Origin of the sequence: Spirosoma sp. (assembly GCF_026391055.1) — a bacterium.
Classification (GTDB): Bacteria; Bacteroidota; Bacteroidia; order Cytophagales; family Spirosomataceae; genus Spirosoma.
Window position 1 is genome coordinate 213,312 of record NZ_JAPLET010000019.1, and the last position, 18,370, is coordinate 231,681.

Annotated in this window: 13 protein-coding genes; 7 read left to right on the forward strand and 6 right to left on the reverse strand. The window is 51.1% G+C overall.

The features are described from left to right. Positions 1–73: 73 nt before the first annotated feature. Positions 74–1,060, reverse strand: coding sequence for an aldo/keto reductase (locus NT073_RS11595; protein ID WP_297373168.1), 987 nt, complete (start codon positions 1,058–1,060; stop codon positions 74–76). A 234-nt stretch (positions 1,061–1,294) separates the two neighbouring features. On the opposite strand from NT073_RS11595, the gene NT073_RS11600 reads away from it, so the two are divergent. The 7 genes from NT073_RS11600 (at position 1,295) to NT073_RS11630 (ending at position 8,902) form a co-directional block, all read left to right on the forward strand. Continuing rightward, positions 1,295–2,197, forward strand: a complete 903-nt coding sequence (locus NT073_RS11600) for a helix-turn-helix transcriptional regulator (protein WP_297373170.1) — start codon at positions 1,295–1,297, stop codon at positions 2,195–2,197. Between the two features lie 62 nt (positions 2,198–2,259). Then, the gene (locus NT073_RS11605) at positions 2,260–2,655 is read left to right on the forward strand and encodes a putative quinol monooxygenase (protein WP_297373172.1); all 396 of its coding nucleotides are present in this window, start codon (positions 2,260–2,262) and stop codon (positions 2,653–2,655) included. 143 nt (positions 2,656–2,798) lie between these two features. Beyond that, on the forward strand, positions 2,799–4,841 hold the full coding sequence (locus tag NT073_RS11610) for a M13 family metallopeptidase (protein WP_297373174.1): 2,043 nt from the start codon (positions 2,799–2,801) through the stop codon (positions 4,839–4,841). A gap of 154 nt (positions 4,842–4,995) precedes the next feature. Further along, positions 4,996–5,859, forward strand: coding sequence for an SDR family NAD(P)-dependent oxidoreductase (locus NT073_RS11615; protein WP_297373176.1), 864 nt, complete (start codon positions 4,996–4,998; stop codon positions 5,857–5,859). A gap of 126 nt (positions 5,860–5,985) precedes the next feature. Further along, on the forward strand, positions 5,986–6,906 hold the full coding sequence (locus tag NT073_RS11620) for a helix-turn-helix transcriptional regulator (protein WP_297373178.1): 921 nt from the start codon (positions 5,986–5,988) through the stop codon (positions 6,904–6,906). Between the two features lie 82 nt (positions 6,907–6,988). Further along, a complete protein-coding gene (locus tag NT073_RS11625) occupies positions 6,989–7,846 on the forward strand; it encodes an AraC family transcriptional regulator (protein ID WP_297373181.1) in 858 nt (285 codons plus the stop codon). 66 nt (positions 7,847–7,912) lie between these two features. Beyond that, positions 7,913–8,902 carry an aldo/keto reductase gene (locus NT073_RS11630; protein ID WP_366107238.1) on the forward strand — a complete coding sequence of 330 codons (990 nt, stop codon included), beginning with the start codon at positions 7,913–7,915 and terminating at the stop codon, positions 8,900–8,902. A gap of 101 nt (positions 8,903–9,003) precedes the next feature. Here NT073_RS11630 and NT073_RS11635 read toward each other — a convergent pair whose 3' ends face one another. The 5 genes from NT073_RS11635 to NT073_RS11655 all read right to left on the reverse strand — a co-directional run bounded on the left by NT073_RS11635 (position 9,004) and on the right by NT073_RS11655 (position 18,363). Beyond that, positions 9,004–11,256, reverse strand: coding sequence for a molybdopterin cofactor-binding domain-containing protein (locus NT073_RS11635; RefSeq protein ID WP_297373185.1), 2,253 nt, complete (start codon positions 11,254–11,256; stop codon positions 9,004–9,006). Between the two features lie 85 nt (positions 11,257–11,341). Further along, positions 11,342–11,803 (reverse strand): (2Fe-2S)-binding protein, encoded by a 462-nt coding sequence (locus NT073_RS11640; RefSeq protein ID WP_297373187.1) that lies wholly within the window; start codon positions 11,801–11,803, stop codon positions 11,342–11,344. Between the two features lie 329 nt (positions 11,804–12,132). Beyond that, on the reverse strand, positions 12,133–13,011 hold the full coding sequence (locus NT073_RS11645; RefSeq protein WP_297373188.1) for an FHA domain-containing protein: 879 nt from the start codon (positions 13,009–13,011) through the stop codon (positions 12,133–12,135). Between the two features lie 59 nt (positions 13,012–13,070). Next, entirely contained in the window at positions 13,071–17,042 is a 3,972-nt protein-coding gene (locus tag NT073_RS11650; protein ID WP_297373190.1) for an FtsW/RodA/SpoVE family cell cycle protein, read from the reverse strand. Between the two features lie 31 nt (positions 17,043–17,073). Next, on the reverse strand, positions 17,074–18,363 hold the full coding sequence (locus NT073_RS11655; RefSeq protein WP_297373192.1) for a serine/threonine-protein kinase: 1,290 nt from the start codon (positions 18,361–18,363) through the stop codon (positions 17,074–17,076). Positions 18,364–18,370 lie beyond the last annotated feature (7 nt).

An 18,370-nucleotide genomic window follows, 5' to 3' on the forward strand; every position in this document is an offset into this window, starting at 1 on the left:
TGTTTGTTTAGGATGAATGTGAATGGCTAAGTAAACTGTAAGGGCTTTATCTTCACCCAAAGGTCTGTGTAGCCTAGCGGTCAATCATCTTTTGCGCCTGCTCAGAATACCTTCCGCCCTGCACGTCGATGCTGGAAAGAGCCGCTGCGATGGATGCGAGATCTTCGACACTCAGTGTAATGGACACGGCCCCAAGGTTCTCCTCCAGTCGGTGTACTTTAGTGGTCCCGGGAATGGGCACAATCCACGGCTTTTGGGCTAACAGCCACGCCAGAGCAATTTGGGCAGGTGTGGCTTTGCGCTCGCTGGCCATGCTACCGAGCAAGTCGACCAGTGCTGCGTTCGCTTTTCGGTTTTCTTCGGAAAAACGGGGAACCGTATTGCGGAAATCCGTTATGTCGAAGGCCGTTGTTTCGTCGATTTTACCCGTCAGAAATCCCTTTCCCAACGGGCTGAAGGGCACAAAGCCGATTCCCAGTTCTTCCAATGTGGGCATAATTTCCGCTTCCGGCTCGCGCCACCAGAGAGAATATTCGCTTTGCAGAGCCGCTACCGGTTGCACCGCATGCGCCCGGCGAATGGTGTTGACGCTCGCTTCCGACAGGCCAAAATGCTTTACCTTGCCTTCCTGAATCAAGTCTTTAACCGTACCTGCCACGTCTTCAATCGGTACGTTAGGGTCAACGCGATGCTGATAAAACAAGTCTATAACGTCAACTCTCAGCCGTTTTAATGAAGCTTCGGCAACGGCCCGAATGTTCTCGGGACGGCTATTCAGCCCGGCCTGTTTTCCATCCTGAAAGTTGAACCCGAATTTAGTGGCAATGGCTACCTTGCCTTTGAACGGTTCGAGGGCTTCGCCAACCAGTTCCTCGTTGGTATAGGGGCCATATACTTCGGCTGTGTCGAAGAGGGTGACGCCCTGCTCAACAGCTGCCCGAATCAGTTTGATGGCCTCTCCCTTTTCTGTGGCCAGACCATAGCCAAAGCTGAGACCCATACAACCCAACCCCAGGGCTGACACCTGTAGCCCATTGGTTCCTAATGTGCGCGTTTGCATACCAAGCGGATTTTAAATTAATGACTTAAATTCAACAAGGTTCGCTGGAAAACAGTCGTTTTCAAACATGATCTGTCTTCTGCACCTTTCTCGTTGTACAAAGGTCTTTACTTCTATCTCACCGGATAGTATACAGATTACGGGTTATACTACCAATATTACTGGTTCTGGCAGGATCAGGCTGCAAAACCCACGCAATGCACTAATTTTGAACTTGTTAAAACAAACCGTGCTATGGACCTTTTGCGACGATTTGAGACTGTCAATGAGTACAATATTTTCAACAATACAGAAACACGTCACCCGCTGGTGAGTGTGATTGATATGTCGAAGGCTAACCCAAGGCAAATTTCGACTATGCATTATGGGTTATACGCTATCTTATTAAAAGACGTCAAATGCGGTGATCTTCGTTACGGTCGGCATACCTACGATTATCAGGAAGGCACGCTGGTATTTATTGCACCCGGGCAGGTAATCAGCGTTGAAAATGCCGGAGAAGTTTATCAACCCAAAGGGTATGCAGTTGTTTTTCATCCTAATCTGATCCATGGTACTGCTCTGGGACGGCATATTCAGGATTACTCCTTCTTCGGGTATCAATCGAATGAGGCCCTGCATTTGTCTGAACGGGAAAGGAAAATTGTACTGGACTGTTTTTCGAAAATCGATTATGAATTAGAACATGCCGTCGACAAGCACAGTAAGCGATTGATTGTCTCCAACATCGAGCTGTTATTAGATTACTGTGTCCGTTTTTACGACCGGCAGTTTATCACCCGTGATACCGTGCATCAGGGTGTTCTGGAACGGTTCGAGGCCTTGCTGAACGCGTATTATCAGACCGATAAGCCCTTCACAATTGGGTTGCCTTCGGTAGCCTGGTGCGCTGGAGAATTGAACCTGTCGGCCAACTATTTTGGCGATCTGGTGAAAAAAGAATCAGGAAAAACAGCGCAGGAGTATATTCAGTCGAAAGTGATGGATGTAGCTAAAGCGCGACTCTTTGAACCCGACAAATCCATTAGTCAAATCGCTTATGAGCTGGGTTTTAAATACCCTCAACATTTCAACCGATTGTTTAAACAGCGGGTTGGTCAATCGCCCAATGAGTACCGGATGCTACAGCAGAATTGAGCGATATTAAGAACAGCATTACCATGACAGAAAACCTCTTAACTGTTAAAAGCTACCTAATTATGATTCGTTTCAGCCGATTGTGGCAGCTGATGACGGCTGGTCTGCTGCTTATGCTATCGGCTGGTCATACATTCAGTCAACCCAAACCGCAAATGGTGCGAATGGCCAAAATCGTTGTCGACCCAGCTCAACTGGAGGCTTACAAAGCGGCTCTCAAGGAGGAAATCGAAGCCTCTGTGCGCCTTGAGCCCGGTGTCCTGACGTTATATGCCATGACAGAAAAGGACAATCCCACGCACATCACAATTCTGGAGATTTATGCGAATACCGATGCCTACAAGGCGCATATTCAGACACCCCATTTCCTGAAATACAAAACCGGCACCAAGGACATGGTGAAGGCACTGGAACTGGTGGAGACGGTTCCGCTCGTACCCGACATGAAGATTAAATAGCGGTGCTGAACATGAGTGTATATAGGCTAATAACCACCTTCGGGCTACCCATCCGGGGCAGAACAAATGAATGCGTCAGTCAGAATCTGCCCCATACCTAAATTGACTATCTTTAGGCGGTATCTATTGACCAGCACCTACACATGACAAACTGTAACAGTATCGTTTACGTCTCTCTAATGCTATTGTTGGCAGTTGCCTGTCAGCGAGCGGCCACACCAACAACAACTATTCCGACAACGAAACGCGTCGTTATAACAGGAATCGACCCGTCTAAAAAACCCGGCGATGATTTTTTTAAATACGCCAATGGCATCTGGACTGATACTGCCCGAATACCCGAAAGTCAGGCCGGTGTAGGAGCGTATTCGTTCATGAATTACCCGCAGCGCATCCGGCTGCAAGGCATTCTGGACAGTGTTTCGTCCAGGCAATTTCCAGCAGGGAGTATTGAACAAAAGGTGGGCGATTTCTATGCGTCAGGCATGGATGTAACCGCCATTGACAAACGCGGGTATGAACCCATTAAGCCCCTGCTCACTCGAATCGACGCGCTGACCGATGTACCTGGGGTATTGAAGCTGGTGGCTGAAGAACAAAAGGCAGGAGATCGGTCCATCATTGGTTTTTACGTTGGCCCCGATAACAAGCGAAGTTCGATCAATATTGCGCAGTTCAGCCAAACCGGAATAGGCCTGCCTGAACGGGATTACTACTTTAAGACCGATTCATCGACCAGCTTGATTCAGAAAGCGTACCGAAACTACCTCACGCGCCTGTTTGAACTCACCGGCACTGATGCAAATACGGCCCGAAAAAATGCATCCGTTACCTACGACATCGAAAAACAACTGGCCACCGCGCATCGAACGAACATCGAACGTCGGGACGTAAAGGCAAACTATAATAAACTGGCGATTGCTGACCTTGCCCAAAAACAGCCTACTCTAAACTGGCCGACGTTATTATCTAACTTAGGCGTACAGGCTGATTCTGTCAACGTAGCACAGCCGGGATATTACGACAAGCTGAACACGATGTTAACGTCCGTTTCCATCGAAGACTGGAAGGTCTATTTGAAAGCCCATGCCCTGACCAACTATGCCGGTTACCTGAGTCAACCATTTGTGGACGAGTCGTTTGCATATTCGAAGATTCTGACCGGACAGGCGGCTAAAAAAACAAGGGCAGAGGAAATGACACAGGTGGTCGATGGATCGCTCGGCGAGGCACTGGCCCAGATATACGTAAAAAAATACTTTCCGGAAGAAGCCAAAAAACGGATAACGGCTTTGGTAAACAATCTCAAAAAGGCTTTTGAAGCCCGGATCAATAAGCTCGATTGGATGAGCGATTCGACCAAAAGCCGGGCGAAAGAAAAACTGTACGCCTTTACCGAGAAAATCGGCTATCCCGACAAATGGCGGGATTACTCGACGGTGGACGTAAAACGAGATGCTTACTTTGAAAACCGTTTGTCGGCAAACAAAAATGATTATCTCCAAAGCGTCGCCAAAGTAGGGAAGCCGGTCGACCGTACGGAATGGCATACCACTCCACCCACAGTAACGGCCTATAATAATCCTCCACTTAATGAAATCGTTTTTCCGGCGGGTATCTTGCAGCCGCCCTACTTCGATGTGAATGCCGACGACGCGCTGAACTACGGCGGTGTCGGTATGGTGATTGGTCACGAAATAACCCACTCGTTCGACGATCAGGGCGCGCAATTCGACAAAGTCGGCAACGTAACGAACTGGTGGACCAAAGATGATTACGCCAAATTTAAAGCCAGAACAAACCAGGTAATCGATCAATACAACAAGTTTACCGTGCTGGACTCGGTACACGTAAAAGGGGCGTTAACGGTAGGTGAAAACACGGCCGACATTGCCGGGGTGGCTATTGCCTACGATGCCTTCAAACTGACCGAGCAGGGAAAGAGCACAGCGAAACTCGATGGCTTTACGCCCGATCAACGGTTCTTCATCTCGATCGCCCGAATTTGGCGCGTAAAAACCAGAGATGCTTACATGGGCATGTACGTCAATACGAACCCGCACTCACCCGCCAAGTGGCGCGTAAACGGTCCGCTGATGAACTTCACGCCGTTTTACAACGCCTTCGATGTGAAACCTGGCGATAAGATGTACAAACCTGAAAAGGACAGGATTGTCGTTTGGTAAAAATAGGTCTGACACATAAAAATGGGAACCGCGACAAACGGTTCCCATTTTGACTACAAATACCCTCAATTAGACTACAGGCAGCGAATGGCAGGTTTCGACCTTTGATGTATCATTAACAAGTAAGGTATACGACATGATACATCACAACGAAATGGCAAGCAGTCAACCTGCGCTGACGCCTGTAGCATCTACTAAAGTCTGGTTCATTACAGGTACTTCGCGCGGATTTGGACGCGTTTGGGCCGAAGCTGCCCTTAAGCGTGGCGACAAAGTAGCGGCAACCGCCCGCAAGCTGGAAAGCATTGCCGACCTGAACGATACATACGGCAATAATGTACTGACACTCGCGCTCGACGTAACCCAGCCCGAACAAGTTAAAGCGGCCGTAACGCAAGCTCACGCTCACTTTGGCAAGCTTGATATTGTGTTTAATAATGCCGGGTATTCACTGGTTGGCACCATTGAGGAAGCCAGCGCAGATGATATTCGCGCTCTTTACGAGACGAATGTTATCGGGCCGGTTTCTGTCATTCAGGCGGCCTTGCCCTTATTGAGAGAGCAGGGTGGCGGTCACATTCTTGGTACATCGAGCAACCTAGGCCATGTAACCTTACCGGTGATTGGCTACTATTGCTCGTCAAAATGGGCATTTGAAGCAATTCATGAAAGTCTGGCTACGGAGGTTAAGCCGTTTGGCATCAACGTAACAATTATTGAACCGGGGGCCTATGCCACCGAATTTGGAAGTCAGGAATCGCTGAAGTTTGCTCAGGGACTCGACATCTACGCTGATTTCAAAGCCCATTTTTTCGGGAGTTTAGGCTCCCAGGAAAGAGGTGATCCAACGGCAACACCCGAAGCACTTTTTGCCGTTGTCGATGCCGAAAACCCTCCACTACGGTTCTTTCTGGGCAGTCATAATTTGCCCTCGGTACGCACGGCCTATGCGGAGCGACTGGCAACATGGGAAGAATGGGCGGAGGTTTCCAACTCAGCTCAGGATAGGGCCAATTAGGGAAGTACCTCCTCGGTCTGCCAAGACCCAGACCGAGGAGACAATTTTGTTTTGTCGGCAAAAAAGCCGCTGAGTAAACGTTTGCACATCTTTCCAGTATCGATTATCTTTTTTGCATACTAAGCCATGAAAAAAGAAGAAAACGGCCCTTATAAAATCGAATCGCTGGCCGATGCGCACCGCGCCTTTGGTTTGCCAACCCCTAAGCATCCGTTGGTTAGCCTCATCAATGGTGCCCATCACCCTGTAGCCATGAATGCAATCCCAGGTGCTCATGTGCTGGGATTCTACAAACTATCGTATAAACCAAAACTCAGTGGTCGGTTGAAGTACGGCCAGAGTTATTACGATTTTGATGAAGGTGGCTTATTATTCGCTTCGCCCGGACAGGTAATCGGCAGCAATCACGACGATGGGAGCATCTGTTCGCAGTATACGTTGCTCATTCATCCGGATTTCTTTTTAGGTTATCCGCTGGCCAAAACCATCAGTCAATATGGCTTCTTCTCGTATTCGACCAATGAAACGCTGCATCTTTCGGAAGATGAAAAAGCAACGATCATGGATCTCTTTAAAATGATCGAAAAGGAATTAAATAGCCGAATCGACGATTTTAGCCAGGACGTTATTATTGCTCAAATCGAGTTGATGATGAACTATGCAAATCGCTTTTACAAACGTCAGTTCATCACCCGTAAAGCCATAAACCATGATCTGTTACAAAAGCTGGAAGAGCTGTTGAATCACTATTTTACCGACGAAACGTCATTACGTCAGGGCTTGCCGACTGTCGCCTATCTCGCTGACCAGTTAAACCTGTCGCCTAGTTATTTAAGCGATATGCTACGGTCATTGATCGGGCAGAATGCCCAGCAGTATATTCACGACAAAGTAATCTCGACCGCAAAAGAAAAACTATCTACCACAAATTTGTCAGTAACCGAAGTGGCGTATGCATTGGGATTCGAGCACTCACAATCATTCAGCAAACTCTTTAAAACAAAAACCCAGCTGTCTCCCCTGGAATTCAGACGGTCGTTCAATTGAACAGACTATTGCATAACCTGCTTTTTCTGCTGACTAGCTTTAAGCCTACTTACAAAGCGCTTATTTCCATTACTCTTAACCTATGCAGCCCATCGAATCAGCGCTTACGCTCCATAGACAAAATAATAAACTTGCTATCCGTATTATTTCGCCCACGTTCGGACATCTTCCTCCCGAAATCGCCCAACAATATGGCCTGACGCACCGTAAACCGCATTACTTTTTTCTTTTTATGTTTGATGGGCAATCCCGACATGGTGTGGATCTCCAGCAATTCGATGTAAAGGCTAACGAACTCCTCTTTATCTTGCCTCATCAAATCCACCGCTTACCGGCCAGCAAAGAAGATACGAACTATGTCAAGCTGGGTTTTGATGACAACTGCCTTTCTCTATTACCCAAACAATATCCCTTTCTTATCAACCCGTTCAACACCCAAAAAATACAATTTACGGCATTGGCGGCTGCCCGATTAAAATCCATTTTCGATGTACTGCTCAATTTATTAAGTGCCCCAGAAACAGAACCTGAGCTTATCCTGGCCCACCTTAACAGCCTGCTAACCGAAATTAATTTGGCTTATTTTGCCACCGGCAAAAGTCTAGCCACCGACAAACTTTCTGTATACATCCGCTTCAAACTCTTTGTGGAAGATAACCTCACCGATCATATAAGCATCCACGAAATTGCCCGGCAACTCGCTCTCAACACCAATAGTTTATATACCATCGTTAAGCATTACTCCGGATTGTCACCCAAAGAATACATTACCAACCGGCTCATTCTGGAAGCCAAACGTCGTCTTTACTATGCGGAGAGTTCCATCAAAGAACTAGCCTACGACCTTGGTTTCAATGATCCTGATTACTTCTCCCGCTTGTTTAAAAAAGTGTCGGGTCAAACCATAGCGGCCTTCGTTCAGGATTTGTCAGGGAACTAATGCGTTTTGTCCAGTTCACGGCCTGACGTTCTCAAGACCTTTGTTCGCATACTAACAAGCAAGATGATGAACAGAAAACTAGGAACAAATGGCCCGCTCGTATCGGCCATCGGGTTAGGTTGCATGGGCATGTCGGGCGCTTACGGAGAGTCCGACGAAAAAGAAGCCATTGCCACCATCGAAAGAGCCCTCGAACAGGGACACAACGTTTTAGATACGGCCGATTATTACGGGGCAGGCCATAATGAGGAGTTGATTTCCAAGGCCATCAGTGGTAAACGCGACAAAGCGTTTCTCTCGGTAAAAACGGGTCAGTTATATACGCCCGGACCTAACGGGGCTATGGGCCCGGGTCCGGTAAGTGGTCATCCTAACTACCTTCGCAACGCCGTTTTTTATAGCCTCCGCCGTCTTAAAACGGACTACATCGATCTCTACACACCGGCGCGGGTTGATCCGGCAATTCCTATTGAAGAAACGGTCGGTGCACTCGCCGATCTGGCTCAAAAAGGGGTGATTCGTTACATTGGCCTTTCGGAAGCATCGGCCGATTCTATTCGTAAGGCCGCTACAGTACATGCCATCACCGCCTTACAGATCGAGTACTCACTCTGGAGCCGCGACATTGAAGCTCAAATTATGCCAACAATTCGGGAATTGGGCATCGGATTAGTCGCCTATGCCCCGCTAAGTAGAGGTTTTTTAAGCGGTGAAATAAGAACACCGGACGATCTCAAGGATAGTCGTGTCAACATGCCCCGCTACCAGGGAGAGAATTTCTATAAAAATCTGGAATTAGTGGAAACGATTAAAAGGCTGGCTATTGAAAAGAGCTGCACTGCATCTCAGTTAGCGATTGCCTGGGTGCTCGCTCAGGGAGACGATATCATTACCATCCCCGGCTCCAAACGCATTAACCATCTGGAGGAAAATATCGCTTCCAAAAATGTAAAACTCACCCAGGTCGACCTGCAACGCATTGAAGAGATTATGCCAGCAGGAGTCGTATCCGGCACCCGCTACCCCGAACGATACATGAATGCCCTGAATCGGTAAACGATTCTTTCTGTGCACAGCGATATACATCATCAGTAGCCGACGATACGGCAAAAAAACGTTAACGTCGGCTACTGATGATGTACCCAAATCGGTGCTGCCTAAATCCGCTTTTCCGGGTCGGCCTTGAAAGGCTGATTGTACTGCCGTTTGCCCGTGGTTTTATACAACGCATTGGCCACCGCACCAAATACCGGTGGGAAAGGCGGTTCGCCTAAGCCGGTTGGGTCGATGTCGTTTTCGACAAAGTGAACGTCGATCTGTTTTGGTGCTTCGTTATGGCGAATGAGCCGGTAATTATGAAAATTGCTTTGCTCAGGTGCCCCGTTTTTATGCGTCAACGCTCCGTAAAACGCATTACCAATCCCGTCGACAACCGCACCCTGCACCATGTTTTTGGCTGAATCGGGGTTTACCACGATACCGCAGTCGATGACACTGAATACCCGCTCCACGTACGGCTGACCATCGCGGGTCACCATATCAACCACGTGAGCCGCGTAGGAGTTGTGGCAGAAATAAGCCGCCACGCCCCGATGGTACTTCTCGTTGCCTCCCTTGTTCCAGTTCGATTTATCCCGTACCAGGGTGAGTACTCCAGCGTATCGGTCGGGGTCATACTCGTTGTTTTTACCGACTGGATTTTCCTTTGCCCGTTTCAATAGCTCCAACCGCAACTCGATGGGGTCTTTTCCCATAGCCTCGGCCACTTCATCCAGGAATGATTGCTCGGCGGCTGCGTTGAAGTTGGAACGCGGTGCCCGGAACGCTCCAATCGTGATATTGGACGGAATCTCCCAGCCCTCGGCCAGGTAATTGTCCACGGCTCCGGCCGGAAACCGGTTGGCATGTACCGGATGTTCGGGTATGCCGCCACCTTTGACATGGAAACCGATCAGGTTTTTATTGGCATCCAAAGCGGCCCGATACGTTGCCGTGTACATCGGGCGGTAAATGCCATAAGTCATATCATCTTCGCGGGTGTAGATCAGTTTGATCGGCGCTTTGACTTTTTTCGAGATCAGAGCCGCTTCGGTCATGTAATGCGCATACGCCCGACGGCCAAAGCCGCCACCCATCCGCGTCATCTGAATCTCGATCTTGTCGGCGGGAAGGTTAAGAACTTTTGATAAGGTGGGTTCTACCCAACCCGGTGCCTGTAGCGGTCCGACAAATACCGCTTTGTCATCCGTGACATGGGCAAAGAAATTCATCGGCTCCATCGTATTATGGGCCAGAAACGGGGCATTGTAGGTACGTTCGATAATCTGAGCCGCATTCTTGAACGCCGTTTCGGGGTCGCCGTCTTTCCGTAATAGCTGCGCTGGTTTTTTAGCCATCTCCTGCATTTTTTCGAGTTGGGCGCTTGTACTTTCGAGCCCACCCGGAATGGTGACCTCGCGTTTGCCGTCCCGTCCCGCCATCGTATCTTTGCTATCGCCGGTCGGCTCCCATTGGACAAGTAGCTTTTTGCGGGCATTCATGACTTCCCAGGTCGATTTGCCCACCACAACCAGCAGATCGTTGAAGGTACGGGTATCGAAACCGCCCTGTACAAAACCGTCTTCGTATAATTTCAGGCTGAAAACGTCTTTGATGCCCGGCATTTTCAGAGTTTGCGATGCATCGAACGATTTCAGTTTCATGCCAAAAGCCGGTGGGTGCTGAATCATGGCGATCAACATCCCGTCCGCCCGATAATCCAGCCCGAACAGCGGCTTGCCGGTAATTACCTTGAGACCCTCGACGTTTTTCTTCGAGTTTCGAACAATGGTAAAATCTTTCGGAGATTTTAGTTTCATGCCTTTGGGCACGGCAACAGTAGCGGCTTTGGTGGCCATTTCGCCATACTTGGCCGACTTCCCGCTCGAATGCGAAAGTACGCCTGCTTTGGCGGCTACCTCACCGACTGGCACATTCCACGTTTGGGCGGCTGCTTCGCACAGCATTTGGCGGGCGGCTGCACCGGCTTCGCGGAGGGGTTTCCAGTACATACGCACCGAATTACTGCCTCCCGTAAATTGGGGGCCTAATTTGGTATTGTCGTGCGGCCCCATTTCAACGACCACATTTTTCCAGTCGGCGTCCAGTTCTTCGGCCAGCATCATGGGCAAGGACGTCATCACATTCTGGCCAAATTCGGGGTTTGGGCACAGAAGTCTGATTACGTTGTCGGGGGTAATCTGAATATAGCCGTTCAGCTCGACCCATTGACCGGGCACGTTCAGAGCCTCCAGTTTGTCGGCCGCTTTAGCGCTTGACAACCAGCTAACGCTGAGCATCATACCGCCACCTGCGAGCATCGACGCTTTTAAAAAAGAACGCCTGTTATAAGTGGTTTTAGTCGTTTTCATGTCAGTAAGGGATAATGGAAAATGTAAAATGAGTAATGTAAAATGGCTGATAACCAGTAGTTAATTGTCCATTATTCATTATTCGCTATCCATTATTGGTTGAGGCTGATTTGATGGCTTCTTTGATACGCAGGTACGTACCACAACGACAAATGTTGCCACTCATGGCAGCATCGATGTCGGCATCGGTTGGTTTCGGATTGCTTTTCAGCAGAGAAGCCGCGCTCATAATCTGTCCCGCCTGGCAGTAGCCGCACTGCGCCACGTCGTGTTCCAGCCAGGCTTTCTGAACCGGGTGGTCGCCTTTGGCCGATAGCCCTTCGATGGTGGTGATGGCTTCTTTGCCAACAGCTGATACGGGTAGTTGACAGGAGCGAACCGCCGTATCGCCGAGGTGAACGGTGCAGGCGCCACACTGTGCCATGCCACAACCATATTTGGTACCAGGTAAATCCAGATGATCGCGGAGTACCCAAAGGATAGGTGTGGATGGGTCAACGTCCACTAGCCTGATTTTTCCGTTAATTTTTAAGTTATACTTTGCCAAGGTGTAAATGGGTTAAGGATATCTACAAAACGTTTACGTAGACGGCTATCTGTCAATAATTTCCCTTAAACGCTTGCCGGTACGGCTACAGAGATACCGCCCAGGCTAATTCCTGCCGGGAGCTAATCAACAGTGGTTAAACTAGAAAGGGAATGTACAAAGATCTGATTGATAGCTAAAAGAGACGGTATACAAATTACGGATGTTCCTACCATTTTTACGGATTCTACGGGGGTTAGGATGTCCGGAACCGCGCAGCTAAGGCAATGGGGCAGCACCCGGTAAATTTACTTTACCAATCCCAGAAGTCTAGACTATAGATTATACCCTCAATGAATTTCAAAGAGAAGCGTCACTTCGCCCCCCAGTTCGATCTGGTCGCCATGTTGCAGCGGGTAACCCATACCGAGAATATCGGCGCGATCCAGGCTGCCGTCCGGGTGGAAAATCTTGGTTTTGTTACCACTGGCCGGAAGTCCGCCGGGGTCGGCCAGCAGCGAATATTGCCGTCGGGCTGCATCGTAGCGGAGGGTCGCGTGTGCCCGGCTGACGGCCCCGTTGCCCGCCCCCCGTTCGGCATCGTAGCCGGGATCATGGTCGTTCAATATAACAATGTCATTTGTTCGAACATGCCCCGAAGCCGTTTGGGTCGAATGCCCCCGGCCAATGCAGTAGCTGTTCTTTCGAGTAGGATCGAGCGAATAGGCATCCTGCTCCATCTGCCCTTTCACCGCAACAAGACGAGCCAGCAGGGGCGAGGTATTTGGTCTGGTCTTGTCAGGAATTAGCAGGCCCAGGTTACCTTCCCGGTATGTACAGTCTGGGAGCGCATCAGAATAAAATGTATAAGCCAAACGCCAGTTGGCGGGAAGCTGAATGTAATTGTCGGCTAGTTGCCGGGCAAGTTCACTTCGAAATTTACCCTGCTGACTGGCCCATAGGGCAACGTTGTACACATCCTCCTCCTCGGCATTCGAGCAGAGAATACACAGGTCGAGGGCCGAAGGGGCTGTTTCGGGCTCGTTTTGATACGGTCGTAATTTATCGATGATAAACCTTAGCAGGCGGTCGCGCTGCTGCCCGGCGGGGGGAAGTCCCTTCGAAACGGGCTTCGGGATTTCTGAAGCTGGCTCCGATGCGGGTTCCGATTTAACGGCTTGAGCGGGTGTAAACCCGAATAAGTTTTTGACGCTATCCAGCAGGCTCATAGTTTTTCAGTGTAGTGGCATACCATCCATTTCCGTTTGAGGGAAACCAAAAGTAGCCGTTAAAAACTCCCTAAATACCCCTGTTGTTTCAGGATTGGGGCCACAATGCTGTTGGCAAGCTGAACGGCTTCTGCCGATGATTCGCCTAATTCAATGCGAACACTAACCACCGTATGTGACCGGCCATCGGGCGTTGGCGCGAAGAAAACATACCAGCCGTCATTCCGCCGAATGCCCTGTACGATGCGCTCCGGCGTACCGGTTTTACCTGCCACTCGCGCCACGCTGATTTTAGACCGGCCTTCCGACGGATTCGACTGGTCGATCATGAATGATTCCAATTGTTTCGCGTAGTCGGCTTGTTTGGCTACCGGCTGTCCACCTAATACGGGCTGGGGCTTTCCGGCCAGGTCCAGCACATACCGCGAGGGCTGTAGTATACCCTGATTGGCAATGGCTCCCGCCATACGTGCCAGAGCCGCCGGGGTGGATGTTAGCTGGCCCTGCCCCCAGGCTAAACCCGAAAACTCACTGCGGTATCGTCGGGGGTATTGGGCGCTGTTGTAGAGGTTCCGGCGAATGACGAACGATGAGTCGCGCCAGTGCTCGCGTATGGCGCTGCATTCGGGGTCGGTACGAGTGTCGGAGAAGGAGTAGCCCCCTACAAAGTCGATGTTCATGCCCGTGGCCAGATAGAGATCGGCCAGTTGGTTGTCCAGCTTGTGGTCGTTGGCAGTGCGGATAAAATACACGTTACTCGAGCGGACAATGGCCTTCCGCATATCCACTGTTTCGTTACAGGGTTCAGATTCCCGCGTACCCCGTCGAATAATTTCCTCGCACGAGATCCGGTAACTAACATCCGAAGCCGATGAGCCTAGTTTATTGAATGCGGCCATAGCCGTCAATATTTTGGCCGTTGAACCGGGTGCCGTGGGGTAGGTCATGCCCAGGTCCCGCTCGGTTACAAGATACGGTAGTTTTTGCCGGTCCCGGTCCGACAGCAGCATGGCGTCGGGGGTTTGCAGATTGGGAAGCGGATGCACGGCCGAGGTGAGCACATCGCCCGAAGCGGCATCCAGCACTACTACCGAGATACGCTTGTTCCGAAAACTGGATTTGGCCAGCGCATTCTGAATGGCCACCTGTAACTCGGCATTCACGCTGAGGTGAATATCGCGGTTTTTGGCTTTCCGTTCGGCTACTTCGCGGCTATCGAGTCCGGCGCGTAAAGCCGGGGCCAGTTCGCTGTAATCATAGACCGACAACGTTCGTGTTTGCTGTACCGACGGACTGAATCGGTCGGCCCGGAAATCGGTGGTGACCAGGTCTGTTTTACGGGGGCGGCTGTTGAAGCCTCGTAACTCGCTGAGGTGGGCAGCTTCGGCATAATACCCATTGCTCTGGCCCCAGAAGAGTTGCGTATTAAGATCGCCTACCCAGAAGAAAAGCTGGTTGCCAAATGGATAATACCGCTGTAGACGCTTCTTTGTCAGTCCCTCAACGACATCTCCTTTCAAGCCACTTTCCCGGAGCTTTTCGAGTTGCCGGGTCACAACATCCGGTGCGCTTGCCGCCAGAACGAGCCCGTTGCGGTCGTAAATGGTACCGGCAGCTATGGCTCGTGTGAGTCGTTCGATGCGGGGATTGTAGCTGTACACCGGGTCGCCGTTGCGCGTAATGACCCTGGCGGGCCGGATGATGTACTCACGACCCCGCCAACTGATGATCGGGAGTAAATGCCCAATCAGCACCACAACGCCCGCCAGGAATCCGACGATACCGGCCATCAGCACGATGTCGTAATGTTTTTCGAGGTATTCGCGCTGTTCGGCCTGCCCCGGTCGATGGGCCACGCTGAAGACGGCACCCATTGCCGTGAGGTTGATAATGAGGGAAATTTTGCCATAGCTCAGAAATGGCACGCTGATTCCCGTGAGTGGCAATAAGCCAATTGAACCGCCCGCAATGATCAAAAACTGTGTTCCGGTGGCGATGGCGATACCAGCAACCAGGAAAAAACTAAACGGCTGCCCCGCCCGGCGTGCGTGCAGGAACATTCGGTGGAGTAATATGCCAAAGAGCAGAAACACACACACGACACCCAAACCACCCAACTCTTCGCCTAAACTCGGCAGGATCATGTCGGTATGAGCGGCAGGAATGGAATTAGCAAACGCCTTGCCCAGGCCCTGCCCCGACCAGCCTCCCGATGCCAGCGCCCAGTAGCCATGTGCCAGATGGTCGCCCCCGTACACATCGTTGTTCCAGGGATTGAGCCACATGGCTTTTCGATCGGCAAGGCGGTCGCCAACGGATGGTAACTTGTCGCCAAAGGCAAACATAGCCATCACCAGCAGCAGCAAGATAGGAGCCTCGGCCAGGAGAGCTGCCCAACCCAACCCGGTTTTCGATCGGGCATCACCTTTGACGAACAAGTATGCAACGACAGCGCCCAGACTAAGAAGGGTAGCGAGCCAGCCCGGCAAGAGCCACAACGTCAAGCCGTAGCCTACCCCCGTTGCCAGCGTTAGCGGGAGATTTCCGCGGGCAATGCTGTAGAAAAGAAGGAAGGTAAAGCAGACAACCAGCGCCGGTCCCATATCGCCCAGCAATAGGTACAGTAGCATGAGTAATCCGGCACCAGCCAATGCACCAAAGCTCACAGCAAACCGCCACTGTAAATCGGGAAGTTGCCGAAGTTGCTGCTCGTTGGCCGCAAAGAAACCCGCAAAGAAGAGCAGGAGCAAGTATTTGGTTATTTCGCTGGGCTGGAATGTGAGGCCAAGAAAAGACAAATTGACGCGTACGCCACTGCCTTCTGGTCCCGACCCTAGCAGCAGGGTAAACGCGGCCAGCCCAGCGGCCAGTACCAGCCACGTCCAGCCCGAAAGCCTCACGGCGTTATGATTTCGGTACGAAAAAAGCCAGTCGTACTGCCAGGTAGCGTAGAAACGGCCAATGTTGAGTTGGGATAAAACGGTCATCCCTAGCAGGCCAAGTGCAATGCCCTGTACCGTTTGTCCAGCGTACAGCATGTCCTGCAAAGGGTCCTGAATGGCGAGTAGTGTCAGGACCGATAAGCCGGTCAGCAACATCAGAATGGGCAACAATAGCGGATCGGGCCGGAAACGGCGGATTGTCCAGAACAACTGTACGGCCCAGAAAGCCAGTAGAAACCCGCCCACAATGATCCACAACTGCCGGATAAAGGTATCTGGGTTACGAACAGTAAGTGCATGGTCGGTTTTTAACTGGCTGTATACGGTCGACCCAATCAGCCGGAGCTGATGCGCACGTGCGGTGAAGCGCACATCCTGATTGCCGCTGAGGTTTGATGCGCCTTTGCGGCTGCCGAACTCAAATCCAGGCTTCAACGGTACAACACTATAGCCTGACCCCGCCTTCAAGCCGGTAAAGGTGAATTTTCCGTCGGCATCGGTGCGGGCGTAAATGTATCGGTCGGCCAGGGTATCTGGCTGGGCAGTGGCGGGGTGGCGTTTCAACTGAACCAGCACGCCCGGCATTGGTTCGTCGTCGTGGGTAACTTTTCCACTGAAAGCTGCCGAACCGTTGCCGGTGTTTACACTGGACGGGTAGGTTTTGGGGTTCGTTAGCTCCCGGTTGTACAATACGGAGTCGAATCCCATTTGCTGCCGGGATAGCCGAAGGCGGCTTTGAAAGTCGGCCCCGCCAATGCGGCTACGCCATTTTACAGGGGCTACTACCGAAAATTGACGCTTGTTTATAGCCCCCAGATTATCGAGTGTCTGGTTCTGCGCCAGTTTGGCAGGGAGCGAGTCGGCAACGAGGGTAACATCTTTCGGGTCTGCGTAATAATTACCAGTGGTCAGAAGCTGTTTAATAGCCGTCGATTTCAGGCCTGTTGTCAGGTTGAGTGCCTGCCCGTTGGCATACGCTTGTTTTGCCTGATCAAGGGCTGGCCGGAAGTTGGTGTACAGCCGATAGAACAGCAGCAACAACATGACCGATGCGATAGGCAAATACAAGCGTTCGGTAAGTGATTTCATGCAGTAATGGTTAGTAGACAGGGGGGAGTACCTACCGTATTGAGTCCTGAACGGCCGTCGAATCGGGCGTAGCCGTTGAGCCGCTATTGGGCGTTGCTGCCGGCGGTACTGGCGTGATTTCTACCGAATCTGTCGTTGTTTCTTCTTCTGATTCCGGCTCTGTTGTGGTTGCCGAGTCTCTCCGAGGTGCAAAATCTTCGGTTTTCAGCGAATCCCGGTCAAGGGCGGTCGAATCAACCAATGTTGAGGCTGGCGTCTCTTTGTCGCGTTCTTTATAGTAAATAGCAAAGCCGATAATTAACCCGGCTACCACAACGGCCAGCGCAATCAGCCAGGTGTTTGACTGGGCAGCAGGCTCATAGTCGGGAGTGGATTCGTAGGTTTCGGCTGGCTGCGCTACTGGTATGGGTGCGGCCATCGTCTGCGACCGGGGTATGGGTATGGGTGCCTGCCGAATACCGGATCGGTTAGCCTGTAGCAACTCAACGTTGGCCTGGCCGAGTAGTAACGCCAGCTCGGTAATCTCGCTCAGCCGTTGAGCCGGGTCTTTTACGAGTGTCCAGTCAATGAGGGTTTTCAGGCTTGGCGGCAGGTATTGGCCCGATGGCAGTACCAGAGCAGGTGGTTCTGTTCGCAGTACCTGCCCCATAAAGGTGGCGATCCCGGCGCTGTCGGCCATTGAGAATGGTACTTTACCCATCAGGCATTCATAAAAAACGACGCCCAGCGAATAATAATCCGTGGCTACATCTACCCCCCTGGGGTTGTCGAACTGCTCGGGCGAGGCATATTCATAGGTCATCAGCGACTGCCCCGTCATGGTTTGGGTTTGTTCCCGTAGTCGGGCTACGCCAAAATCGGTCAGTAAAAAATGCAGTTCACCACTGGGCAGGGGCCGGTACAGGATATTCTCCGGTTTTATGTCGCGGTGGATAATCCCCTGCGGGTGAATGGCGTGGAACGCTTCGGACATCTGCAAACCTAACCGAATGGTGGTGGCAACCGGTAACTGACCTTGTTCCTGAATGAGCGTCCGCAGGTTACCGCCTTCTACCCACTCCATCACAATAAACGGGAGGGGCATATCCAGTTGCACTTCTCGTACCCGCACAACATTAGGGTGACGGATACTGGTCATAATTTCGGATTCGACCCGAAACCGACGAAGGGTTTCCGGGTCGGTATTCAGGGTAAAATGCTTGATGGCTACTAAATCGCCCGAGTCCAGATGCCGCGCTTTCAGTACGCGGGCATTGGATCGACCGAGTTCGCCTATGATCTCGTAACCCGGGAAATGGGTGTTGACGCTTACAGTTGGCATTGGTATT

What these genes read in the sequence shown, in the direction of transcription:
- NT073_RS11620 (WP_297373178.1), top strand. Translation starts at nt 5,986, where the DNA reads ATGAAAAAAGAAGAAAACGGCCCTTATAAAATCGAATCGCTGGCCGAT.
- NT073_RS11655 (WP_297373192.1), bottom strand. Translation starts at nt 18,363, where the DNA reads ATGCCAACTGTAAGCGTCAACACCCATTTCCCGGGTTACGAGATCATA.
- NT073_RS11650 (WP_297373190.1), bottom strand. Translation starts at nt 17,042, where the DNA reads ATGAAATCACTTACCGAACGCTTGTATTTGCCTATCGCATCGGTCATG.
- NT073_RS11595 (WP_297373168.1), bottom strand. Translation starts at nt 1,060, where the DNA reads ATGCAAACGCGCACATTAGGAACCAATGGGCTACAGGTGTCAGCCCTG.
- NT073_RS11635 (WP_297373185.1), bottom strand. Translation starts at nt 11,256, where the DNA reads ATGAAAACGACTAAAACCACTTATAACAGGCGTTCTTTTTTAAAAGCG.
- NT073_RS11625 (WP_297373181.1), top strand. Translation starts at nt 6,989, where the DNA reads ATGCAGCCCATCGAATCAGCGCTTACGCTCCATAGACAAAATAATAAA.
- NT073_RS11600 (WP_297373170.1), top strand. Translation starts at nt 1,295, where the DNA reads ATGGACCTTTTGCGACGATTTGAGACTGTCAATGAGTACAATATTTTC.
- NT073_RS11615 (WP_297373176.1), top strand. Translation starts at nt 4,996, where the DNA reads ATGGCAAGCAGTCAACCTGCGCTGACGCCTGTAGCATCTACTAAAGTC.
- NT073_RS11630 (WP_366107238.1), top strand. Translation starts at nt 7,913, where the DNA reads ATGAACAGAAAACTAGGAACAAATGGCCCGCTCGTATCGGCCATCGGG.
- NT073_RS11605 (WP_297373172.1), top strand. Translation starts at nt 2,260, where the DNA reads ATGATTCGTTTCAGCCGATTGTGGCAGCTGATGACGGCTGGTCTGCTG.
- NT073_RS11610 (WP_297373174.1), top strand. Translation starts at nt 2,799, where the DNA reads ATGACAAACTGTAACAGTATCGTTTACGTCTCTCTAATGCTATTGTTG.
- NT073_RS11645 (WP_297373188.1), bottom strand. Translation starts at nt 13,011, where the DNA reads ATGAGCCTGCTGGATAGCGTCAAAAACTTATTCGGGTTTACACCCGCT.